The organism is Hydrogenophaga sp. Root209 (assembly GCF_001428625.1).
GTDB lineage: Bacteria > Pseudomonadota > Gammaproteobacteria > Burkholderiales > Burkholderiaceae_C > Hydrogenophaga.
In genome coordinates, this window is the sequence record NZ_LMIE01000004.1 from 1 (window position 1) to 22,383 (window position 22,383).

Annotated in this window: 27 protein-coding genes; 7 read left to right on the forward strand and 20 right to left on the reverse strand. The window is 64.8% G+C overall.

What is annotated here, in order from left to right; genetic code table 11:
- The 10 genes from ASE11_RS04450 to ASE11_RS04495 form a co-directional block, all read right to left on the reverse strand.
- Positions 1-95: GTP-binding protein (locus ASE11_RS04450; RefSeq protein ID WP_018003793.1), on the reverse strand; the 95-nt coding region annotated here is incomplete at its 3' end.
- Positions 96-251: 156 nt separating this feature from the next.
- Positions 252-2,354: an elongation factor G gene (gene fusA / locus ASE11_RS04455; RefSeq protein ID WP_056266867.1), complete on the reverse strand. Its 2,103-nt coding sequence runs from the start codon at positions 2,352-2,354 to the stop codon at positions 252-254.
- A 92-nt stretch (positions 2,355-2,446) separates the two neighbouring features.
- A complete protein-coding gene (gene rpsG / locus ASE11_RS04460; RefSeq protein ID WP_056266870.1) occupies positions 2,447-2,917 on the reverse strand; it encodes a 30S ribosomal protein S7 in 471 nt (156 codons plus the stop codon).
- Positions 2,918-3,075: 158 nt separating this feature from the next.
- On the reverse strand, positions 3,076-3,453 hold the full coding sequence (gene rpsL / locus ASE11_RS04465) for a 30S ribosomal protein S12 (protein WP_056266875.1): 378 nt from the start codon (positions 3,451-3,453) through the stop codon (positions 3,076-3,078).
- A gap of 117 nt (positions 3,454-3,570) precedes the next feature.
- Positions 3,571-4,710, reverse strand: coding sequence for a D-alanyl-D-alanine carboxypeptidase family protein (locus ASE11_RS04470; protein ID WP_056266877.1), 1,140 nt, complete (start codon positions 4,708-4,710; stop codon positions 3,571-3,573).
- A gap of 87 nt (positions 4,711-4,797) precedes the next feature.
- Positions 4,798-5,421, reverse strand: a complete 624-nt coding sequence (locus ASE11_RS04475) for an alpha/beta hydrolase (RefSeq protein ID WP_056266880.1) — start codon at positions 5,419-5,421, stop codon at positions 4,798-4,800.
- 51 nt (positions 5,422-5,472) lie between these two features.
- A complete protein-coding gene (locus ASE11_RS04480; protein WP_056266883.1) occupies positions 5,473-5,811 on the reverse strand; it encodes a (2Fe-2S) ferredoxin domain-containing protein in 339 nt (112 codons plus the stop codon).
- Entirely contained in the window at positions 5,808-6,929 is a 1,122-nt protein-coding gene (locus ASE11_RS04485) for a VanZ family protein (protein WP_056266888.1), read from the reverse strand. Before ASE11_RS04485 ends, ASE11_RS04480 begins: the two co-directional genes overlap by 4 nt.
- Positions 6,930-6,933: 4 nt before the next feature.
- On the reverse strand, positions 6,934-7,362 hold the full coding sequence (locus ASE11_RS04490; protein ID WP_056266891.1) for a CopD family protein: 429 nt from the start codon (positions 7,360-7,362) through the stop codon (positions 6,934-6,936).
- Between the two features lie 265 nt (positions 7,363-7,627).
- Positions 7,628-8,752 carry a hypothetical protein gene (locus tag ASE11_RS04495; RefSeq protein WP_056266893.1) on the reverse strand — a complete coding sequence of 375 codons (1,125 nt, stop codon included), beginning with the start codon at positions 8,750-8,752 and terminating at the stop codon, positions 7,628-7,630.
- 208 nt (positions 8,753-8,960) lie between these two features.
- Here ASE11_RS04495 and hemB point away from each other — a divergent pair, with 208 nt between their 5' ends.
- Together hemB and ASE11_RS04505 are read left to right on the forward strand one after the other, a co-directional pair.
- Positions 8,961-9,962: a porphobilinogen synthase gene (gene hemB / locus ASE11_RS04500; protein ID WP_056266897.1), complete on the forward strand. Its 1,002-nt coding sequence runs from the start codon at positions 8,961-8,963 to the stop codon at positions 9,960-9,962.
- A 9-nt stretch (positions 9,963-9,971) separates the two neighbouring features.
- On the forward strand, positions 9,972-11,081 hold the full coding sequence (locus ASE11_RS04505; protein ID WP_056266903.1) for a magnesium transporter CorA family protein: 1,110 nt from the start codon (positions 9,972-9,974) through the stop codon (positions 11,079-11,081).
- Positions 11,082-11,089: 8 nt separating this feature from the next.
- Here ASE11_RS04505 and ASE11_RS04510 read toward each other — a convergent pair whose 3' ends face one another.
- The 3 genes from ASE11_RS04510 to ASE11_RS04520 are packed head-to-tail and all read right to left on the reverse strand — an operon-like array spanning position 11,090 to position 13,392.
- Positions 11,090-12,067: a hypothetical protein gene (locus ASE11_RS04510; RefSeq protein WP_056266907.1), complete on the reverse strand. Its 978-nt coding sequence runs from the start codon at positions 12,065-12,067 to the stop codon at positions 11,090-11,092.
- A gap of 5 nt (positions 12,068-12,072) precedes the next feature.
- Entirely contained in the window at positions 12,073-12,762 is a 690-nt protein-coding gene (locus ASE11_RS04515; protein WP_056266910.1) for a dienelactone hydrolase family protein, read from the reverse strand.
- Positions 12,763-12,792: 30 nt separating this feature from the next.
- Complete coding sequence (locus ASE11_RS04520; protein WP_056266912.1) at positions 12,793-13,392, reverse strand: 2-hydroxychromene-2-carboxylate isomerase; 600 nt, start codon at positions 13,390-13,392, stop codon at positions 12,793-12,795.
- 86 nt (positions 13,393-13,478) lie between these two features.
- Here ASE11_RS04520 and ASE11_RS04525 point away from each other — a divergent pair, with 86 nt between their 5' ends.
- The 3 genes from ASE11_RS04525 to ASE11_RS04535 all read left to right on the forward strand — a co-directional run bounded on the left by ASE11_RS04525 (position 13,479) and on the right by ASE11_RS04535 (position 15,479).
- Positions 13,479-14,237, forward strand: a complete 759-nt coding sequence (locus ASE11_RS04525) for an SDR family oxidoreductase (protein WP_056266914.1) — start codon at positions 13,479-13,481, stop codon at positions 14,235-14,237.
- Between the two features lie 2 nt (positions 14,238-14,239).
- On the forward strand, positions 14,240-14,710 hold the full coding sequence (locus ASE11_RS04530; RefSeq protein ID WP_056266918.1) for a MaoC family dehydratase: 471 nt from the start codon (positions 14,240-14,242) through the stop codon (positions 14,708-14,710).
- A gap of 148 nt (positions 14,711-14,858) precedes the next feature.
- Positions 14,859-15,479 carry a MarC family protein gene (locus ASE11_RS04535; RefSeq protein WP_056266921.1) on the forward strand — a complete coding sequence of 207 codons (621 nt, stop codon included), beginning with the start codon at positions 14,859-14,861 and terminating at the stop codon, positions 15,477-15,479.
- Positions 15,480-15,486: 7 nt separating this feature from the next.
- Here ASE11_RS04535 and ASE11_RS04540 read toward each other — a convergent pair whose 3' ends face one another.
- The gene (locus tag ASE11_RS04540; RefSeq protein WP_056266926.1) at positions 15,487-16,503 is read right to left on the reverse strand and encodes a TRAP transporter substrate-binding protein; all 1,017 of its coding nucleotides are present in this window, start codon (positions 16,501-16,503) and stop codon (positions 15,487-15,489) included.
- 17 nt (positions 16,504-16,520) lie between these two features.
- The gene (locus tag ASE11_RS04545) at positions 16,521-17,606 is read right to left on the reverse strand and encodes an aromatic ring-hydroxylating dioxygenase subunit alpha (protein ID WP_056266930.1); all 1,086 of its coding nucleotides are present in this window, start codon (positions 17,604-17,606) and stop codon (positions 16,521-16,523) included.
- Between the two features lie 155 nt (positions 17,607-17,761).
- On the opposite strand from ASE11_RS04545, the gene ASE11_RS04550 reads away from it, so the two are divergent.
- Together ASE11_RS04550 and ASE11_RS04555 are read left to right on the forward strand one after the other, a co-directional pair.
- Positions 17,762-18,013, forward strand: coding sequence for a type II toxin-antitoxin system Phd/YefM family antitoxin (locus ASE11_RS04550; RefSeq protein ID WP_056266932.1), 252 nt, complete (start codon positions 17,762-17,764; stop codon positions 18,011-18,013).
- A complete protein-coding gene (locus ASE11_RS04555) occupies positions 18,010-18,264 on the forward strand; it encodes a Txe/YoeB family addiction module toxin (protein ID WP_056266939.1) in 255 nt (84 codons plus the stop codon). Before ASE11_RS04550 ends, ASE11_RS04555 begins: the two co-directional genes overlap by 4 nt.
- Positions 18,265-18,274: 10 nt before the next feature.
- Here ASE11_RS04555 and ASE11_RS04560 read toward each other — a convergent pair whose 3' ends face one another.
- The 5 genes from ASE11_RS04560 to ASE11_RS04580 all read right to left on the reverse strand — a co-directional run bounded on the left by ASE11_RS04560 (position 18,275) and on the right by ASE11_RS04580 (position 22,373).
- Positions 18,275-18,667, reverse strand: a complete 393-nt coding sequence (locus tag ASE11_RS04560; RefSeq protein WP_156406234.1) for a uracil-DNA glycosylase family protein — start codon at positions 18,665-18,667, stop codon at positions 18,275-18,277.
- A 167-nt stretch (positions 18,668-18,834) separates the two neighbouring features.
- A complete protein-coding gene (locus tag ASE11_RS26965) occupies positions 18,835-19,650 on the reverse strand; it encodes a helix-turn-helix transcriptional regulator (RefSeq protein ID WP_056266945.1) in 816 nt (271 codons plus the stop codon).
- A gap of 40 nt (positions 19,651-19,690) precedes the next feature.
- The gene (locus tag ASE11_RS04570) at positions 19,691-20,707 is read right to left on the reverse strand and encodes a 2-dehydropantoate 2-reductase (protein ID WP_056266949.1); all 1,017 of its coding nucleotides are present in this window, start codon (positions 20,705-20,707) and stop codon (positions 19,691-19,693) included.
- A gap of 4 nt (positions 20,708-20,711) precedes the next feature.
- A complete protein-coding gene (locus ASE11_RS04575; protein ID WP_056266951.1) occupies positions 20,712-21,506 on the reverse strand; it encodes a class II aldolase/adducin family protein in 795 nt (264 codons plus the stop codon).
- A 21-nt stretch (positions 21,507-21,527) separates the two neighbouring features.
- Complete coding sequence (locus ASE11_RS04580; RefSeq protein ID WP_056266956.1) at positions 21,528-22,373, reverse strand: aldolase/citrate lyase family protein; 846 nt, start codon at positions 22,371-22,373, stop codon at positions 21,528-21,530.
- Between the last annotated feature and the right edge of the window lie 10 nt (positions 22,374-22,383).

The following is a 22,383-nucleotide window of genomic DNA, read 5'->3' on the forward strand; positions in this document are numbered from 1 at the left end:
ATCGCCGCCGTCAGCGTCGTCTTGCCGTGGTCAACGTGTCCAATCGTGCCCACGTTCACGTGCGGCTTGGTCCGCTCAAATTTCTCTTTTGCCATTTTCAATTCCTAAAGAACAAACCCGTGTCACGGTTTAAGGTCTGCACCACACTGCTGGTTCGCCCCGCACGGGGACAGGGCGGCGCGTGATCGCAGACCGGCTAAAACTTTGTTGGCCGAGGGCAGAGCACCTGTGGTGACCTGCCCTCAACTTTCTCACTTCGCGCGAGCGGCAACGATGGCTTCAGCCACGTTGCGCGGTGCTTCGGCGTAGTGCTTGAACTCCATCGAGTACGTGGCACGGCCTTGCGACATCGAACGCAGGGTCGTGGAATAGCCGAACATCTCGGACAGGGGCACTTCTGCCTTGATGGCCTTGCCGCCACCGACCATGTCTTCCATGCCCTGCACCATGCCGCGGCGGCTGGACAGATCGCCCATCACGTTGCCGGCGTAGTCTTCTGGCGTTTCCACTTCCACGGCCATCATGGGCTCCAGGATCACCGGGCTGGCCTTGCGGCAGCCTTCCTTGAAACCGAAGATGGCAGCCATCTTGAAGGCCATTTCAGACGAGTCAACGTCGTGGTACGAGCCGAAGTGCAGCGTGACCTTGACGTCCACCACCGGATAGCCGGCGAGCACGCCCGTGGTCAGCGCTTCGATGACGCCCTTTTCCACCGCAGGGATGTATTCGCGCGGCACCACACCACCTTTGATGGCGTCAACGAACTCGAAGCCCTTGCCGGCTTCGTTGGGCTCGATCTTGAACACCACGTGACCGTACTGACCCTTGCCGCCCGACTGGCGAACGAACTTGCCTTCGGCATCCGGCACTTCCTTGCGGATGGTTTCGCGGTAGGCCACTTGTGGCTTGCCCACGTTGGCTTCCACGCCGAATTCGCGCTTCATGCGGTCCACCAGAATTTCGAGGTGGAGCTCGCCCATGCCGGCGATGATGGTCTGGCCCGACTCTTCGTCGGTCTTGACGCGGAACGAAGGATCTTCAGCGGCCAGGCGTTGCAGGGCGATGCCCATCTTTTCCTGGTCGGCCTTGGTCTTGGGTTCCACGGCCTGTGCAATCACGGGCTCGGGGAAGACCATGCGCTCCAGCATGATGATGGCTTCGGGATCGCACAGGGTTTCGCCCGTGGTCACGTCTTTGAGGCCCACGCAGGCAGCGATGTCACCGGCGCGGATCTCTTCCACTTCCTGGCGGTTGTTGGCGTGCATCTGCACGATACGGCCGATGCGCTCCTTCTTGCCCTTGATGGGGTTGTAGACCGAGTCGCCTTTCTTCATCACGCCGGAGTACACGCGCACAAACGTGAGCTGGCCCACGTACGGGTCGGTCATCAGCTTGAATGCCAAGGCAGAGAACTTCTCGTTGTCATCGGGCCGGCGGCTGGTGACTTCCTCGTCATCATCCGTGCCCTTGACGTCTTCAATGTCCACAGGCGAAGGCATGAGTTCGATCACGGCGTCCAGCATGCGCTGCACACCCTTGTTCTTGAAGGCGGTGCCACAGAGCATCGGCTGGATCTCGACCGCCAGCGTGCGCACGCGCAGGCCGCGGGTGATCTCTTCCTCGGAGAGGTCGCCCTCTTCGAGGTACTTGTTCATCAGCTCTTCCGACGCTTCCGCAGCGGCCTCGACCATCTTCTCGCGCCAGATCTTGGCGGTTTCGAGCAGTTCGGCCGGGATTTCCTGGAACTCGAACTTCATACCCTGGGATGCTTCGTCCCAGATGATGGCCTTCATCTTGCGCAGGTCAACCACACCAGTGAAGTTTTCCTCGGCACCGATCGGGATCACGATGGGCACGGGATTGGCCTTCAGGCGCAACTTCATCTGCTCGACGACCTTGAAGAAGTTGGCACCGGTGCGGTCCATCTTGTTCACGAAAGCCAAGCGGGGCACCTTGTATTTGTTGGCTTGGCGCCAGACGGTTTCCGACTGGGGCTGAACACCGCCCACTGCGCAGTAAACCATGCAGGCGCCGTCCAGCACGCGCATGGAACGCTCCACCTCGATGGTGAAGTCCACGTGGCCGGGGGTGTCGATGATGTTGATGCGGTGCTCGGGGAAGGACATGTCCATGCCCTTCCAGAAGCAGGTGGTGGCAGCCGAAGTGATCGTGATGCCGCGCTCCTGCTCCTGCTCCATCCAGTCCATGGTGGCAGCGCCATCGTGAACTTCACCGATCTTGTGATTCACACCGGTGTAGAACAGGATGCGTTCGGTGGTGGTGGTCTTGCCGGCATCGATGTGCGCGGAAATACCAATGTTGCGATAGCGCTCGAGGGGCGTGATGCGGGACATGGAAATACTCCGAAAAGGGGTCGAGCCCGCCACCCTTGGGACAAGGGATGCGGGCTCTCGGTTCTGGATGCTCTAAAGGGCTGTAGCCCGGATCAGAAGCGGAAGTGGCTGAAGGCCTTGTTGGCCTCGGCCATGCGGTGCACTTCATCGCGCTTTTTCATGGCGCCGCCACGGCCTTCGGTGGCTTCAATCAGCTCGTTTGCCAGGCGCAGGGCCATGGACTTTTCGCTGCGCTTGCGCGCGGCTTCCTTGATCCAGCGCATCGACAGCGCCAGACGACGGACGGGGCGCACTTCAACGGGCACCTGGTAGTTGGCGCCACCGACACGGCGGGACTTGACCTCCACCATGGGCTTGACGTTGTTGATGGCGACCGAGAAGATTTCAACCGGGTCTTTGCCGCTCTTCTTCTCAATTTGCTCCAGCGCGCCATAAATGATGCGCTCGGCGACAGCTTTCTTGCCGCCCTCCATGATCACGTTCATGAACTTGGAGAGCTCGACATTGCCGAACTTGGGATCCGGCAGGATTTCACGTTTAGGGACTTCGCGACGACGTGGCATTTTTTCACCTCATATTGCTTCAGTTGGCACCTGGGCAGGCACCGCGGAGGTCATTGGAACCCCCACTTACTCGACCCACACGGACAATTCCGCGCTTCGGGTCACTACGCTGATTCACCGCGCCACGCGGGAAACAGCACCTTGAATTCGAACCAGGATTACTTGGCCTTGGGCTTCTTCGCGCCGTACTTGGAGCGAGACTGCTTGCGGTCTTTCACGCCTTGCAAGTCGAGCGAGCCACGCACGATGTGATAACGCACACCGGGCAAATCCTTGACACGACCACCGCGAACCAGCACGACGCTGTGCTCCTGGAGGTTGTGGCCTTCGCCGCCGATGTAGGAGATGACCTCAAAACCGTTGGTCAGGCGCACTTTGGCGACTTTACGCAGAGCGGAGTTGGGCTTCTTGGGGGTCGTGGTGTACACACGGGTGCACACACCGCGACGCTGCGGAGAGTTTTCCATGGCCGGGCTCTTGGATTTGGTCTTTTCGACCTCCCGGCCGTGGCGCACGAGTTGATTGATGGTTGGCATTGAAAACGTCCCTAAACGTTTGAAAAAAGCGAAAACGGAAAGCTCTTCGGAAAATTCCGAAAAGCCGACTAATGTAGCACGGGGCCGGCCCCCTGGCAATTCAGGGCCACAGAAGGATCACTGGATCCAGAGGCGGATGGCGTCCCAGGCACGGCCAAACACGCCACTTTCTTCCACCGTGTCCATGACGACAAGGGGAATTTCGGCCACTTTCGTGCCGTTGGCCAAGCTCACGCGCAGCGTACCCAGAGCGTCGCCCCGGTTGAACGGCGCCACCAGCGGGTCGGGGCGAACCACCTCGGTCTTGAGCTTCGAGCCTTCGCCCGCCGGAACAGAGACAACCACGCCTTCGGGACGACCCAGGCGGACTTGTTCGGACTTGCCCTTCCAGACTCGGGGCGTGGCCACGGGGCCATCGGCAGGAAACAGGCGCACAGCCTCAAAGGCGGTATAGCCCCAATTCAGGAGTTTCTGGGTCTCTGCAGCACGGGCGTTTTCGCTGGACGCGCCCAGCAGGATGCTGATGAGACGTCGCTGGCCCTGTGCGCCTTCACCCAGACCTGGCACCTGACGCCGCGCCGACGCGACCAGGCAATATCCCGCTGCGCTGGTGTGCCCCGTCTTCAAGCCATCCACGCTGGGGTCGCGAAACAACAGCAGGTTGCGGTTGGTGTCGTTGGTCGCAGGCGTGCCGGGATAGCGGTAACGCTGGATCGAATAGTACGGAACGTACTGCGGGAAGTCGGTCATCAGGCGGTTGGCCAGGATGGCCAGGTCACGGGCAGTGGTTGTATGACCTGCCTCGGTCAGACCCTCCGCGTTGCGGTAACTGGTCGAATTCATGCCCAGGGATTTGGCTTGCGCATTCATGAGTTCCACAAAACGCTCCGCCGAACCGGCCACGCCTTCGGCCAAGGCCACGGTGGCGTCGTTGCCCGACTGCACGATCATGCCTTTGATGAGATCTTCCACCGGCACCTGCATCTTGGGGTCGATGAACATGCGTGAGCCGGGCATCTTCCAGGCGCGCTCACTCACAGGCATGGTCTGCGTGAGGCTGATCTTGCCGGCCTTGAGCGCGTCAAAAACAATGTAGGCCGTCATCAGCTTGGTCAGCGATGCGGGCTCAACGGACTGATCGGGGTTCATGGCTGCCAAGATCTGCCCGGACGTCACATCCATCAACAGATATGCCTTGGCCGCCACCTCCGGGGCTTGAGGCATCTGGGCCGAAGCAGGCAACACCGAGCCTGCCATCAGACAGGCAGACAGAAAAACAGAAGAAAGGCGACGCAACAAAATCCGGTCCTTAGAGAAGGGGGTCAAAAAAACGCCTGCGCAGCCTCAGGCGCGCAGGTGACGCAACACCAATTCCCGCAACATAGGGAGCTGGCCGTGAAAAAAATGGCCTCCGCCGGGCACCACCAACACCGGCAACACCTGGGGTCGGGCCCAGTCCATCACGCTGGACAAGGGAACAGTATCGTCCTGCTCCCCATGAACGACCAAGGTTCGGGCGTGGAGTTCCGCGGGCACGGGCGCAGCGTCGAATCGGCTGGCTGCCGTACCGATGAGCACCAGGCGCTGGATGTCGCGCGACGCGTGCAACCTAACGGCCGCGTGACTGGTGACGAATGCCCCGAACGAGAAGCCAGCCAGAAACAGAGGGCCTTCGGCGGCATGGGCGGCGACCACGGCCAACAGATCATCGAGCTCGCCCCGGCCTTCGTCGTACACGCCCTCGCTGGCACCCACCCCCCTGAAGTTGAACCGCACCGCAGTCAAACCCGCCTGCACACAGGCCCGAGCCAACGTTTGCACCACTTTGTTGGTCAGCGTGCCGCCATGCAGCGGATGAGGATGCGCGATCACCGCCACGCCTCGCGAGGCAAGCTCGGGCCTGTCAACGGCCAGCTCAATCTGCCCCGAAGGGCCCGTCATCGTCAGGACTTCCGTTTGGGCGTTCATACTCCGGCCTCGGGGTCTGGATTCACCACGTGATTTGCGTGCACTGGAAGCTCAGCGCCCCACATCGGCCGGCGTCACCAGCCGTTGCACCACCACGCCGTCGCGCAGGTGCGATTGCACGATTTCGTCGATGTCGTGCTCATCGACGTAGCTGTACCAGACGGCTTCCGGGTAGACCACGGCGATCGGGCCACCTGCGCAACGGTCCAGACAACCCGCCTTGTTCACGCGAACCTTGCCCGCGCCCAGAAGGCCGAGCGACTTGGCTTGTGATTTGCAGCGGTCGAATGCAGCCTGCGCTTTGTGATCGGCGCAGCAGGCTTCGCCGTTGTCCCGCTGATTGAGACAGAAAAAGATGTGGCGCTCGTAATAAGACTTGTTTTCAGTCATGAATCGATTTTAGAGGCGCGTGCGGACGCAGACGCTGAACGGGAGACCGCCAACAACCCGAACACGAGCGCGGCGAAGGGCCACAACCAGCCCAGCCATTGGGACAAGCCATGGAATCGGATGAAACGCCCTTGCTCCCAGACCTCCAGAGACTGGGCGAAATAGGGGCTGACGGGCGCGCCATTGAGCAGGCTCAGCGACACCGCCAAGCACAACAGCATGACCACGTTGCACATACGGCGTGGCAGGGCCACAAAAAGCACTCCCGCCACCAGGGCCGCTGTCAGGCCGAGCTGGGCCTGCGGCGTGATCCATGCCCACGCATGGTCAGGGCCATAGGTCAGTGCGGCCGACAAGCCTGCCACGCACACGGCGCCACCCAGCAGCAAGCCGCAGAAGACTATCCGACGGGTCCGCGAACGCATGTCGGCGTAGCCCATGAGCAGGGGTGCCAACACGCTCAGGCCAATGCAGAACGCCTCGGCCAGCGGGCTCAAGGGTGCGGGTGCGAACTCACGCACGGGCACCCACTCCAGAAACGGCGTGTCGACCAGCAACGCGGTAAGGCCCGACTCCAGCCGGTCCCAGACATGGCCCAGGCCGAATGGAACCGGCTGGGGGTACAGCAGGGCACAAGGCCACAGCGCCAGCAGAACGAGGCTCCCATGGGCAGAGGGCTCGAACCAGTTGGCGCGGATCTGGCTCCAGCGGCGCAGCGCGCCCAGGCGCTCGATCAGCAGCGCCAGCGCCACCCCCAGCGCTGCGCCTGCCACATTCAAGACCAGATCCACATTCGACGACACCCTCATGGGCAGGTAGCTCTGCAACATCTCCACCGTCAAGGACAGCAACGCCGGCAAACCCAGCGCCACCACCCACGACCAGTGAGAGGAGCCGGAGCGTTGCAAGGCGAGCGCCAACAGGAAGCCCAGCGGAGCGTAGCCCACCAGGTTGGAAGCGACATCGAAACCAGTCCAGTACTGGGGGAAAGGCGCCTGCAAGAACGCCAGCGGCACCACGCCTTGATCACGCCACCCGGTGAAGGGGTACAGGCTGGCGTACGCCACCAGACAGGCGAACAGAAACGCCAGAGGCCAGGCGGATGAGCGCGCTTTCAAAACGTCAGAAGGGCTTGACGACCACCAGGACCACCGCGGCCACCAGCAGGATCACCGGCGCCTCGTTGAACCAGCGGTACCAGACATGGTTGCGACGGTTGGCGCCTCGGGAGAACTGCCTGAGCATCACGCCGCAGGTGTGGTGATAGCCCAGTGCCAGCAGCACCACGAACAGTTTGGCGTGCATCCATCCATTGCCCGCTCCCCAGCCGATCCCATAGCCCAGCCACAACCACAGCCCCAGGATCAACGCAGGCACAGCCAGCAAACTGGTGAACCGCATCAGCTTGCGCGCCATCAAGAGCAAGCGCTCACGTTCGGCCACGCTCTCGGGCGGCACCATGGCCAGATTCACAAAAATTCGGGGCAGGTAGAAGAGACCGGCGAACCAGCTGGCCACGAAAACGATGTGAAAGGATTTGACCCAGAGCATGCGGTCAGTGTAGTGCGCGCCACAGTCATTGACAGGGCGCAGTCTGCGGGCTCTGTCAGCTGGCAACCAAAAAAAACCCGGCCAGATGGGCCGGGTTGGGAAGCCTTTTTGCTGTCACACACTAAGGCACCCGCTCAGGGAGGAAAAGCGGGGAGCCACCTTTCAGCGGCCCACTTAAATAGTACACCAATAAAAACGGATATCCAACTTTGACCTGTCAACTTTGACATTGAATCTGCTGCCGAGATGATGTAGGCAAATTGAGTTACATCATCTTGGCGAGTTCGAACATGACCGCTGTGCCCAGCGCCTCACGGATGTTCCCGCGCCCGACTTTGGCCATGGAAAGTTCACCGAAGCCCGACATGTCGAACGAGCTGTCGTCGGGCGAGATCTCAATGAAGGGGAACTCGAAGACCTCGCGAAGCAGTTCGCGCCGGAAGAGATCGAAAGCGTCGCCCTTGATCCCTGCGTCCACGACGATCAGGTTCGGCATTCGGCTGCGAATCGCCTCACGGGCTTGCTCGAAATCGACCACGCTGTCAGACAGGACACCAATTTCGCGCAGAGCGTCTCGCACATCGGCACGAATCTGCAGCGCTGGCGAAATCGTCAATACATAGATCCCGGAGAGCGACTTGAACATCGATGAATGGTCATCGGAGAGCTCCACGGCGGAAATGCCGTCCACGGCCTGGACGGTGCGCGTGAACATGGCCGTGAAATTCACACCATCGTCGGTGGTCTCTCGGGCGATTTCGATACCGCCAGCGGTCTGTGCAATCTGACGGATGAGCACCCAGCTCAAACTGTCCAACATGGCGGTACTGGATGGCGGCAGGCCATCGTTGGACACGCGAACCTGCAAGCGAGCGTGCCTGGGCCAGGCGTTCAAGTCCATGCGCACGTCGATGCGACTGCCAAACGGCAATCCCCAGTCGAGCACCGCGTTCACGAAGGCGTAGGCCACCGTGGGGTCCACCAGCACCTCCACCGACTTGAGCTTTCGGCGCAGCTCGATACCGAGCACGCTGAGTTCGTTCTTGCGCTCCTGTAGCACACCCTCGACCAACTGGGCCATGTCGACCTTTTCGTGCGACTGGCGAATGCGGCCACCGTAGAAGCGGTTGATTTGCTGAGCACTGATGCCGGCGACCTTCAAGCGTTCGGTGGGGATGCTCAGTGCCCGGTGTTCCAAGCGCGTGATGCGCTCCTTCGAAAGCAACAGATCGATGCTGTTTTGAAGCGCGCTGACGCCCTCGGTAACCTGGTCGGCCAAGCGCGCCACCAGGGCGGGCCAATGCTCGTCCAGCGACCAGGGCAAATCGGCCTGGCCGCCCGACTTCGCGGCGGCAGGCACGCTGGCAATGTTCTTTTTGACTGAAAGCATGGTCGATGAAATGGGGCCGCACGCGGGCTGGGACCCGAAATTATCACCATCGGGTCCGTGGGAACCGTAGGGAGGTACCAATCATTTCTTCTTACTGTGGAGTTCAACACAATGCTGCCTAATTTCAGATCGCCCAAGCCCGCACCCTACCCGGAGCAAGGGCACCGAGCGTCACACGCAACGGTTTGCCGTTTGCCACAATAGGCCGATGCACAACCCCGCACCCTACCCCTTCAGCCGCCCCCGTCGCCTGCGCCGGGATCCGTTCACCCGCGATCTGGTGCGCGAGCATCGGTTGAGCCCGGCCGACCTGATCTACCCCGTGTTCGTGCTCGACGGCGCGGCTCGACGCGAAGCGGTGGGCTCGATGCCGGGCGTGGAGCGCCTGAGCCTGGACCTGCTGCTGCCAGTGGCCGAGGACTGTGTGGCGCTGGGCATTCCGGTGATGGCGCTGTTTCCGGTGATCGACCAGTCCCTGAAGACGCCCGACGGCCAGGAAGCACTGAACCCCGACGGCCTGGTGCCGCGCGTGGTGCGCGAACTGAAAAAGCGCTTTCCGCAGCTTGGCGTGATGACCGACGTGGCGCTCGACCCCTACACCAGCCACGGCCAGGACGGCCTGCTGGACGAGCACAACTACATCCTGAACGATCCCACGGTGGAGATCCTGGTGAAGCAGGCGGTGACCCAGGCCCAGGCGGGCGTGGACATGGTCGCGCCCAGCGACATGATGGACGGGCGCATCGGCGCCATTCGCGCGGCACTCGAAGCCAACGGTCTGGTGCACACGAAGATCATGGCCTACAGCGCCAAGTACGCCAGCGCGTTCTATGGCCCGTTCCGAGACGCGGTGGGTTCGGCCGCCAACCTGGGCAAGGCCGACAAGAAGGTCTACCAGATGGACCCGGGCAATTCCAACGAGGCGCTGCGCGAGGTGGCGCTGGACCTGGCCGAGGGCGCCGACATGGTGATGGTCAAGCCCGGCATGCCCTACCTGGACATCGTGCGCCGGGTCAAGGACGAGTTCGCCGTGCCCACCTTCGCCTATCAGGTGAGCGGTGAGTACGCGATGCTCAAGGCCGCGGCCATCAACGGCTGGCTGGACCACGACGCGGTGATGATGGAAAGCCTGCTGGCCTTCAAGCGCGCGGGTGCCGACGGCGTGTTGACCTATTTCGCGCGAGACGCCGCCCGGCTGCTGCGCGGCTGAACCCACCCCATGCGCATCTTCCACATCCTGCCCGGCTCGGTGAGCGAGTCCACGAGCCTGCCGATGGTGCTGCCCGGAAAAGGCTACGTGTGGATCGCCTGCGGGCGGCGTGAGTTCGAGCTGGAGCAGGGCGCCGTGCAATCCACGCTGCAGGTGCTGTGCGGCATGACACTGGTGGACCTGCACACGTCTGACCTGCTCAACAACCAGCTGCCCTCGCACTACGACTACACCTCGCAGTACGACATCCTGGTGTTTCGCCGGCTGGCGGCCGGTCACACCGAAACCGATCTCGCTCACCCGGGCACGTTCCTCACGCAGTCGACCAAGCGTGGCGGCCCGCCGGTGCTGCGGCGCATCGACACCAGCCCGGTGGGCTTCGCGGTGTTCGACCGCGTGTTGCTCACCGTGCACCCCGCAGGCTGCCAGGTGCTGGACCAATACACCACCCGCTTGATGTCCGCCGCCAGCGCAGCCTCGCGCGCCGCAGGTGTGCACCTGCCCCCCAGTCCGGCCGACCTGATGTTGCGGATCGTCAACCAGATGGTGGATGGCTACCTGGATCTTCGGCGCGAACTCACGCGCCAGCTCGATCACTGGCAAACCGAACTCCTGCAACCCAAGGCCCGTTTCAGCAACTGGGGCTCGCTGCTGGACGCGCGCATCTCGCTGCACCAGCTCGACGAGATCTGCGAAGACCAGCGCTCGGCCATCCAGGACTGGATCGAAGCGATCGCCACCTGGGAACCGAACGAGTCCATCGGCGGACAACGCGGGCTGGAGTTGCTCAAGGTGCGATCGCGCGATGTGCTTGAGCACATCGAACGCGTGGTGCACCACGTGCGCCGGCTGGAGCAGAACGCCGAGACCGCGGTGCAGATGCATTTCTCGGCGCAGAGCAACCGCACCAACGACATCATGCGCACGCTCACCGCGCTCACCGCCATCTTCCTGCCGCTGAATCTGATCGCTGGCATCTTCGGCATGAACTTTCAGTTCATCCCTCTGCTTCACCAGCAGACCGGCTTCTGGTGGGCCATTGGTTCAATGGTGCTGACCGCCGTGGTGCTGGGCGTGCTGTTCTGGCGCAAGCGGTACCTGGTGCGATCGGGGCGCTGACGTCCCTCTCAGGGTGTGGGCGTGGCCACGCCAAACAGCCGGGCGCCGTTGTCCCAGGCGATGCGCCGCGCCACATCGATGGGCAAGCCGCCGAGCCAGGTGCGGTAGCCCTTCATGAGCTCGTCGTAGTACTGCCAGCGCTGGTTGATCCAGGTGTCCGAGCCGATGAGGAAACGGTCAGGGTACTTGAGCAGCAGCACCCGCCACTCGGGGCAGAGCTGGCCATCGGCGCATGTCAGGCCCGGGCGGTAGGAGAGTTCGCCCATCAACTTCGGATACCGCGCGAACAACTCGTCCACCCGGGCAGCGGGCGTGCCACCGATGCCGGTGTGCGCCCAGATCAAACGAAAGCCCCCACGCTCCGCCGCTTCGCGGGTCGCTGCCCCCCGGGGGGGCTGATCCGGCTTGGGGCGGCCCGGCGCCAGATCGGCGCTGCCAGCTCTTGTGTTCGCCATCAACAGGTCGATCGCCACATCGTCCACATGCGCCAGCACAGCCAGGTCCTTCGCCTCGGCCAGCGCCATCAGCTGCTTCGCTACCGGGCCGTTGGCGTTCGCACTGTCGTACAGCTGAAACTCACCCAGGCCACGGTAGGGCCCGGCCGGAGTGCAGCGCGCCAGCTCGGTGTTCACCATGTCCACGATGGTGGGGTCGCGGAACCAGTTGCTGTAGTCGGCGCGGTTGCGGTAGAGGCGCACGAAGGGCACCACGGCCACGCCGGCGGCGCGGGTCTGCTCGCGCGCGGTGGCCAGGGCTTTGGTGCCGTCGTTGGGCCGCGAATTGGCGACGATCGCGCGCACACCGATCTTTTGCATGCGCCCCAGCACATCGGCCATGGGGTGTGGGCAGCCCGGCGCCGGCGCGTCGTGGGTGCAGGCCTCGTCGTTGTAATGCAGGTGGGCGTCAAACAACGGGCCGCTGTAATCGGTCGCCGCTGCGGCCGTGCACACCGCCATCAGACCGCTGAGCAGGCCCACGCGCCGCATCGCCGTCAGCCGATGTGCTGGGCGAAGAAAGCCAGTGTGCGTTCGCGTGCCAGCTTGGCGGCGGCCTCGTTGTACGAGCCGCGCTGGTCACAGTTGAAGCCGTGGTTCGCTTCGTACACGTGCACCGTCACGTCGGGTTGCGCCTTCTTGAAAACCTCTATGGTGTCCATCGGAATCCAATGGTCCTGATCGCCGAAATGCACCATCACGGGCACGGTCGGCTCACGCGCGGCTTCGGCAGCCGCGGTCATGCCGCCACCGTAGTACGGCACGGCGGCCGACAAGCCCGTGAGCGTGCAGGCCGCGCGCCAGGTGAGCAGGCCGCCCCAGCAGTAGCCGACGATGCCGACCTTGCCGGCCTGGGCCGCGTGGTCGATCGCGGCCTGGATGTCGGCCATCACGCCGGGCGCGGGCAGGCCCTCCACGGCGGTCTTGAAACCGAAACCGGCGTTCATGTCCGCCTCGGTGTAGCCCAGGTCCACACCGGGCTGGACGCGGTGGAAGGTGGCGGGTGCCACGACAAAGTAACCATCGGCCGCGTAGCCATCGGCCACAGAGCGGATGTGTGAATTCACGCCGAAGATTTCCTGCAGCACGACCAGACCACCTTTGGCTTTGGGGTTGCCCGCAGGCCCAGCCACGTAAGCCGGAAAGGTGGTGCCGTCAGCGGACTTGAGTTCAATCATGTGTCCCATGGGATATCTCCTGTTGTCGGTTGAGAAAATTCAAGTGCGCAGTTTGCGCGCCACGAAGTCGAGCCGGTCCTGACCCCAGAACAGCTCGCCGTCGATCACGTAGCTGGGTGCGCCGAACACGCTGGCGTCGATGGCCGCTTGCGTTTGTTCGTCGTAGCGTGCCTGCACATCGGGCTGCTCCGACTGGCCCAGCCGCGCCGCATCCAGACCGCACTCGGCCAGCAAGGCCGCCAGCGTGCTTGTGTCGGCGATGTCGCGCTCCTGCGCCCACACGGCAGCGGTCACGGCACCGGTCAGCTTCATGGCCGCATCGGCGCCGTCGTGCATGGCCACCGCGGTGATCAGGCGCGCGGCCGGATCACCCGCCACGGGGAAAAAACGCGGCTCGGGATTCAGCGGCAGGCCCAGCGCGTCGCTGAAACGACGCAGCTCCAACAGCCGATAGGCCTGGCGCTGCGGCGCCCGCTTGGGCAGCGGCAGGCCGCCGGAGAGCGGGAAGATCTTGCCCAGGTCCATGGGCAGCACGCGCACAACAGCGCCGGTCTCGCGCACCAGGGTGGCAAAGCGCTCGTGGCCCAGGTAGGTCCAGGGGCTCTGCGGTGCAAAAAAGTAGTCGACTGTGCGACGCATGGTGATCTCCTGACGCTGTTGTAATGACCGGCTGGTGGCGAGCCCGTGTTGTACGCGATGCCGCCACATTCTGCAGGAGGCGGGTTATGGACAAGGCGAGTGGGCGGGTGCTGTTGGTCACCGGCGGCGGGCGCGGCATCGGTGCGGCCACGGCGCGGCTGGCGGCCTCGCAAGGCTGGGCGGTGGCGGTGAACTACACCACGAACTCGCTGGCCGCCGACGAGGTGGTGCGCGGCATCCGCGAGCTGGGCGGCACGGCCATCACGGTGCAGGCCGACGTGGCCGATGAGGCCCAGGTGCTGGCGATGTTCCAGAAGATCGACGCCAAACTCGGCCGCCTCACCGGACTGGTGAACAACGCGGGCGTGGTCGATGTGAGCGCGCGGGTCGACGAGATGAGCGTGGCGCGCTGGCGCCGCATGTTCGACATCAACGTGATCGGCTCGATGCTGTGCGCGCGCGAGGCGGTGCGCCGCATGAGCACGAAACACGGCGGCGAAGGCGGCTCAATAGTCAACGTGTCGAGTGCCGCATCGCGCCTGGGCTCGCCAGGGCAGTATGTGGACTACGCCGCGGCCAAAGGCGCCATCGACGCCTTCACCATCGGCCTGGCAAAGGAGGTGGCCGCCGAAGGCATTCGCGTGAACGCGGTGCGACCCGGCCTGATCGAGACCGAGATCCACGCCTCGGGCGGTCTGCCCGACCGCGTGCGCGACCTGCAGCACCTGGTGCCGATGCAGCGCGGCGGCCAGGCGGGCGAGGTGGCGCAGGCCATCGCCTGGCTGCTGTCCGACGCGGCCAGCTACACCACCATGAGTTTGCTCGACGTATCCGGAGGACGCTGAAGATGACCAACACACACATCAAGTACTGGTGGGAAGACCTGCAGGTCGGTGAGACGCGCGACCTGGGCACGATCACGCCGACCGAAGAGGAAACGGTGGCCTTCGCGCGCCAGTTCGACCCGCAGCCCTTCCACCTTGATGCCGAGGCGGCCAAGGCGTCGGTGTTCGGCGCGCTCAGTGCCAGCGGCTGGCACACCTGCGCCATGGCCATGCGGCTGATGGTGACGAACTTCCTGCATGAGAGCTCCAGCCTGGGTTCGCCGGGTCTGGAGAGCCTGAAGTGGCTCAAGCCCGTGTTCCCCGGCGACACGCTGCGTCTGCAACACACCATCCTGGAAAAACGCCCCATGAGCAAGCGGCTGGACGTGGGCCTGGTGCGCACAAGCTGGGAGATGTTCAACCAGCATGGCGACAAGGTGCTGTTCATGGAGGGTTACGGCATGTTCAGAAGACGCGAGCCGGGAACCCCCTAGCGCGCTTGCTTCGCCAGTCCCCGAAAGGCACTGTCACCGGCGCGAAGTGCACCATCCAGGGCGCGCGAGGATCCGGCTCCGCCGGTCCCAGCGTGCGCCCCCTTGAGGGGGACGCGCGCAGCGCGGCGGGGGTGGGCCACAATCACTCATGGACTTCAAGCCGCTCATCACCCTGCTGGCCATCGTCAACCCGCTGGCGATCGTGCCTTTCTTCATCCACTACACGCAGGGCTTTTCGCGCAAGCAGCGGCGGCGCACGGTGATGATTTCTGCGTTCAGCGCCTTCGCGGTGATCGCCACCTGCGCCATCATCGGCCTGCAGATCCTCGAGTTCTTCAGCATCTCGCTGGCCAGCTTCCAGGTCGGTGGCGGCATGCTGCTGCTGACCTCGGCGCTGTCCATGCTCAACGCACAACCCGCCGAAGCCAAGACCAACGAACTGGAGGTGAGCGACGCCTCGGCACGGGCCTCCATCGCGGTGGTGCCGCTCACCATTCCGCTGCTCACCGGCCCGGCCACCATGTCCACCGTGGTGATCTACGCCGACCAGGCCAAGACCTTCTTCCAGCACGCCGCGCTGGTGGGCTACGGCGTGGTGATCGCGCTGGCCACCGCGATCTGCTTCACGCTGGCCGAGCCGATCGCGCGTTTCCTGGGCCAGACCGGCATCAACGTGATGACGCGGCTGATGGGCCTGATCCTGGCCGCGCTGTCGGTGGAGGTGATGGCCACGGGCCTGGTGAAGCTGTTCCCAGCCCTCGCGGGCTAGGATCTATTCACTTCAACTTTTGTGTTTCGGCGCGAAACTCCGCCAGCACACCGCGCGCGTTCTTCAGGCCCCGCGCCTCGGCGGCGGCCACCCACTTGTCTTCCAGCGCGGCCTGCCTGGCCTTGACCTCGCTCACGAAGGCGTCGCTGGCCATCTGGCGCTGCACGCCGGTGGTCTTCTGGATGTCTCGCGACGCCGCATCGGTGCGGTCCCAGCCAGCGGCGAACAGGCGCGCCGCGGCCTCGCCCGAGACCTTGTCGACCGCCGCCTTGTCGGTGGCCGACAGCGCGTCGTACTTGGCCTTGTTCATCATGAAGACGAAGCTGATGTTGTAGAGGCCGCCCGGGAAGGTGGTGGCGTACTTCACCATCGACAGGCGCATGGACTGCAGCGACTCGTCGGGGAAGAAGGTGCCGTCCATCACACCGGTGGACAACAGCTCGAACGATTCGGTGGCGGGCTTGAGCGTGGTGTTCCAGCCCATGAGCTTGGAGAGCTCGTTGATGTTGCCGCCACCGATGCGGAACTTGAGCTTGCCCGCATCGGCCGCGCTGGTCACCGGCTGCTTGACGGTGAAGATGATGCCCGGGCCGTGCGTGAACACCGCCAGCGTCTTGATGCCGCGGTGCTCGCCCAGCGGCGCGAAGTACTTGTCGTAAATGCGCTGGTAGGCCACCGAGGTGGCGGTGGAGCTGTCGCCCAGGAAGGGGAACTCGGCCACCTGCGTGAAGATGAAACGACCCGGCGTGTAGCCGTCCACCGTGAACGAGACGTCGGCCAGGCCATCGCGCACCGCGTCGAAGGTGCCGGGTGGTGCCGACACCGCCTTGGGCAGCAGGTTGCACTTCACGCTGCCCTTGCTCTCCTTCTCCACCGCCTCGCACCACTGGTTCTGCGCCACGGTGGCGCCGTGGGCGGGCGGCAGCCAGGTGGAGACGCTGAGCACGGTCTGGGCGCCAGCCAGGCCCGTGGTCAGCAGCGCGGCGGCGGCCATGGAAGAGGACAGGAAGGTCTTGCGGGTCATCGAAGGTCTCCGGTGTTCTAGGCCGTCACGGCCGGTTGAGGGGAAGCGGTGGCGGCGTTGCGCTCGGCCTGGACACGGGCTTCGAGCAGGCGCCGGAAGGCGATCAGCGCGGCGTCCATGGCCAGCGGCATCATGGGCAGCGCGGGGTTGAGCTGGATGTTGCGGTGCTGCGCGGTGATCATGTCGCGGTCTTCGTTGAACGCGCCAACCAGGCTGTTGAAGATGCTCTCGGTCACGCTGTCGTCGCCCTCGTTCACCGGGTGCGACTGCTGGAAGAAGTAGTGCGTGGAGGTGGTGGTCTCGGGCGTGAGCGTCTGGCAGCTGTGCAGCCGCACCGAGGGGCCGGGCGCGTCGGGCGCGGTGCCGGTGGGGCGCCCGCCCGAGTGCATGAGCAGCGTGCCGGGCAGCAGGAATTCGTAGACGAACCAGCGGTCCAGGTTCGTCTCGAAGCGGCGGAAGCGCTGGTAGAACGGCGGCGGCGGCACGTCGTTCACGTGGCGCGAGACCTTGATGCCCATCTGCGGCCAGTCGGCCGTGGCGCCGGGCACCGGCTCGATCACCGGGCGCGACTGCGCGATGCGGGTGGAGCCGCCGAGCGACTTCTCGTGCACGTAGCTCAGGTGCGAGAAGTCGAGCAGGTTGTCGCAGATCAGCAGGTAAGGCGTGTCGTAGTGCAGGTAGCCGGGTTGGTGCCGCCATTCGGGGCTGTCGCAGCTGAAGTTGTCGGGCAGCAGCGCTTCGTCGGCCCCCGCGGGGTCGCCCATCCAGACGAACACCCAGCGGTTCTTCACGGCCACCGGGTAACGGCGCACGCGCGCCTTGGCCGGCACGATCTCGATGCCGGGCGCCTCCACGCACTGCCCCCGGGCGTCGAACTTCAAGCCGTGGTAGCCGCATCGCACGCAGTCGCCCTCGCGCCGCCCCGCCGACAGCGGCGCGTGGCGGTGGCAGCAGCGGTCTTCCAGCGCCACCAGCGCGCCGGCCTGGGTGCGGTAGACCAGCACCGGCTCGCCCAGCACGGTGCGGGTGAAGAGCTGCGGCGCGTCGGCCGCGGGAATCTCGTGGTCCCAGGCGATCACATACCAGCAGTTGCGCAGCCACATGGCCTGTCTCCTTTCGTATCGGGACAGCCCATGCTAGGCGGGGAGGTGCCGCACCCCGTCCCCTTCGAGGGGGATGGATAGGGGTATGCCGCTATCCACTGGCTCGTCTCGGTGAAAACATGTACAGTTTCGCGTACATATCTGGAGCTTTCAACATGGACGCCATCACCTATACCACCGCCCGCGCCAATCTCGCCCACACCATGAACCGGGTGTGCGAGAACCACGAGCCCTTGATCATCACCCGCAACAGCCAGCAGTCGGTGGTGATGATGTCGCTCGAAGACTTTCAGGCGTTGGAAGAAACTGCCTACCTGTTGCGCGTGCCCCGGAACGCCAGACGCCTGCTGGAAGCCGTCGCCAGCCTAGAAGGAGGGCAAGGCAAGGAGCGGGGACTGGTCGAATGAAACTGGTCTTTGCGGAGCAGGCCTGGGAGGACTACCTGTACGGGCAGGACACCGACAAGAAGATGCTCAAGCGCATCAACGGCCTGATCAAGGAGACTTGCCGCACGCCATTCGAAGGCACCGGCAAACCCGAAGGACTCAAGCACGCGCTGGCAGGCTACTGGTCACGCCGTATCAACGACGAGCACCGCATGGTCTACAAAGTAGAGGGGGATGCGTTGCTGATTGCTCAGTTGAGATATCACTACTGAACCGACGAGGTTATCGCAGTGCGGCCTCGACGAGAGCACTAGGATCAGTGGCGGCAGCACACCAATCTGCAATGCTTGGGTGCATGGCGACCACGACCTTCAGACCGGAGGTGCCATCAAAGACTTGGCTCTTCCAGCGACGGTTGTTGACTTCAATGAACTGTCCAACAAGTCGCGTCGCCAGCAATCGTTCTCGCACAAAGTTTCCTGCGGTTGCGCCGAGGCACAACACCACACGCGGCCGGAGTTCAGCGATCACCTGCGCGTGGAACGGCCAGCAAAGCGCTGCCAGCCCGCTCTTTACCTCTTTGATGAACTCCTCTCGTCGAGAGCGCACAAAGATCAGGTTGCTTGCCGGTACCTTCCCGTCCAACAGTCTCATCGCCATGATCTTTGGCGTCACCGCCTGGATTCAAACCCAGCACATACAACGGACGCGGCTCCGAAAAGGCCCATCGCCCGGAATAGAACACCTTGCCACACTCACCTAGAAGAGGACTCGGAACCAGGGTCGCGAAATGCTCAAGCATGGCGATCATTTGCGAATGAGTACCGAACTTCGCTCTTGAACTACCCCAGCCACCGCGCCAACCGCAGCCGATCCGCCGGCAGGCCGGCCCCAGCCAGCTTGAGGTAGGCGCGCTTGCGCAGCGTCACCACGGTCGACGGCGCCACGTCGAGGTCGGCCGCGATGCCGTCGGCGCTGAGGCCGCAGGCGATGCGCGCGCACACGGCGCGCTCGCGCGGCGAGAGCGCGGGCGCCAGCCGCTCCAGGCGCTGCGCGGCCTGCGCCACCTGGGCCTGGCGGTCGGCCACCACCGCGCCCAGCTGCAACGCGGCCTGGTGGGCCTGGCGCAGCAGCGGCGCCAATGCCAGCAATTGACCGATCTCGTCCGGCCGGAACAGGCCCTGGCGGTCGTCGCGGTAGAGGTGGATGGCCTGCACCGCGCCAGGCGCGGGTGCGTGCAGCAGCGTGAAGCGCTCGGTGAGGCGCTCGCGCACATAGATGTCGTCACGCCAACCCGCCACGGGCAGCTCGTCGGCGCGGCAATGCAGCACCGCCACCTCGCGCGCCGGGCGCCCGGCCACCTGGTCGGCGATGCGCATCACCGCGTCGCTGCGAAAGTAGCTGCGGCGGTAGATGGCGAAACACTCGGCCACCACATCGCGGCCCTGCGTGTCGCGCGAACTGCCTTCAACCAGTTCGGGGGTGTCGCGGCGGAAGGCCACGAGCGAGAGGTATTGCACCGGCACCACCGCCTGCACGGCCTGCAACAGGCGGGCCGCGCTCAGCGGCGCGCTGGCCACCTCGAGCAGGCCCTGAACAACCGGCGCCGGCACGGCGAGGCCGGCAGCGGGTGTATCGAGCGTCCAGGTGGAGGGCATGGGCGGATTCTTCAGCGCCGGGCCGCGAACCGCCAGCGGGCTAACCCTGTCGGGCCGGTGCGTCCGGGTACAGCCCCAGCGTCTGCGCCTGCAGGCGCGAGAGGCCGAGCAGCGCGTCGGTGAACGGCGTGGGCACGCCGGTGAGCTGGCCGAGCTCGCGCACCACGGTCACCAGCGCGTCGAGCTCCACCGACTTCCTGGCCTGCACATCCTGCAACATCGAGGTCTTGAAGGCCCCCAGCTTGAGCGTGACCGCATGGCGGTCTTCGGGCTGCTGGTCGATCGGGATGCCAATGCGCGCACCGATGGCCTTGGCCTCCAGCATCACGCTGCTGATGAAGCCGCGCACCAGGTCGTCGCCCAGGATGCGGTCGGTGGTGGCCCCCGTGAGCGCGCTCACCGGGTTGACCGTCATGTTGCCCCAGAGCTTGTACCAGACGTCTTTCTGGATCTGCGGCGACACCGTGGCGTTGAGCCCGGCGCGCTGCAGCAGCGCGGCCAGCGCCGCCACACGCTCGCTCGCTTCGCCCGAGGGCTCGCCGATGATCAGGCCGTTGCCGAAGTGGTGGCGGATGACGCCGGGCGAATCGACCGAACAACTGGCGTGCACCACGCCGCCAATGACATGGCGAGCGGGAATGGCGCGATCGATCTCGCCGCCGGGATCGACCGACTGCAGCCGCGTGCCGGCGCGCTCACCGCCGAACTCATTGAAGAACCACCAGGGCACGCCGTTCATGGCGGTGAGCACCACCGTGTGGCGACCGATCAGGGGTGCGATGCCGCGCGCCACTTCAGCCAATGCCGGCGCCTTCACCGCCACGACCACCAGGTCCTGAACACCGAGGGCCGCCGCGCTGGGCGAGGCCTCCACCGGCGCGCCGATGAGGCGCCCGTTCTCGTGCAGTTGCAGCCCATCGCGCCGCAGCGCCGCGAGCGTCTCGCCGCGGGCCAGTGCGCTCACGATGCAGCCGGTGTGCGAGAGCAGCACGCCGAGCCACCCACCAATGGCGCCGGCGCCCACGATGGCCACACGCTGGAAATCCGGGTTCGTCACAAGCTCACTCCAGGTAGCTGCTGTCCAGGCGATTCACCTGCCGCACCAGTGCGTCGAAGACGTCACGGCCTGCGCCGTGCTGCGGGTTGAACTGCAGCGCGTCGCGCGTGCATTGTGCGGCCACCGCCTCGGGCACCGGCAGCGCGGCAGCGGCTCCCCCCATGCTGAAGGTGGCGAGCTGGATTTCGCAGGCGCGCTGCAAGGTCCACAGAATGGCAAAGGTCTGCGGCACCGTGGCACCCCAAGCCAACAGGCCATGGTTGCGCAAGATCACGGCCGGCTTGTCGCCAATGCTTCTGAGCAGGCGCGGCGTTTCTTCGGCGTGGATGGTGATGCCTTCAAAGTCGTGGTACGCCAGCATGCCGTGCAGCTGCGCGGTGTAGAAGTTGGTCTGCTGCAGACCGTCCTTCAGGCAGGCCACGGCCACGCCGGCGGTGGTGTGGGTGTGCATCACACAGTGCGCGCCGGGCAGATCGTCGTGGATGGCGGCGTGCACCGTGAAGCCGGCCGGGTTGACCGGGTGGACCGAACCGTCGAGCACTTCGCCCCGAAGGTTGATCTTCACAAGGTTGCTCGCAGTGACCTCGCTGTAATGCAGCCCGAACGGATTGATCAAAAACTGCTTCTCGCCAGCGGCCACCGAATCGGGCAGGCGCAGCGTGATGTGGTTGTAGATCATCTCGGTCCAGCCCAGCATGGCGAAGACGCGGTAACACGCGGCGAGTTCGACGCGCGCGGCCCATTCGTCGGCGTGCATGCCGGCGGGTGCGGCGGCGGTGGGTTGCAAGGCGGCGTTCATCGGTGTCTCCTGGTGATCGGTTCAGTACACGCTGCCCTTGGCGGGTGCCGGCACGGCCGGCGCATCGGTCTTGAAACGCGCGGCCAGTGCGCTGGTCTGGCGCGCAAGGATCTGGGTGTCCAGCCCCACGGCGACGAACACCGCGCCCAGCGCCAGGTAGTGGCGCGCCTGGGCCTCGTCCGTGGTCAGGATGCCCGGCGCCTTGCCGGCGCGCAGGATGCGCGCAATGGCATCCTCGATGGCCGCCTGCACCTCGGGATGGCCCGGGTTGCCCACGTGGCCGAGCGAGGCCGACAGGTCGGCCGGGCCAATGAACACGCCGTCCACACCCGGTGTGGCGGCAATGGCGTCAAGCTGCTGCAGGGCCGCGCGCGTCTCGGCCTGCACCAGCAGGCAGACCTGGGCGTTGGCCTCTTTCGCGTAGTTCGGGTAGCGGCCCCAGCGCGAGGCGCGTGCGCCGGCCATGCCGCGCATGCCGCCCTGGCCGCCCTGGCCGCCCTGGCCGCTCACGTCATCGTCCTGCGGGTAGCGGCAGGCGCGCACCAGCTGCGCCGCCTGCTCGGGCGTGTCGACCATGGGCACCAGCAGCGTCTGCAAGCCGATGTCGAGGTACTGCTTGATGAGCGCCGTGTCGCCCACCGGCACGCGTGCAATGGCGTGCGAGCCCGGGTAGGCCGCGATGGCCTGGGCCTGGGCCAGCAGGTCTTTCAGGCTGTTGGGCGAGTGTTCACCGTCGATCAGCAGCCAGTCGAAGTCGGCGCCGGCGCAGATTTCCGCGCTGTAGGGATTGGCCAGGCCGAGCCAGAGGCCGATCTGCACACGGCGCTCGGCGAGGGCTTGTTTGAAGGGGTTGGTGGGGGTTTGCATGGTGAGAGGA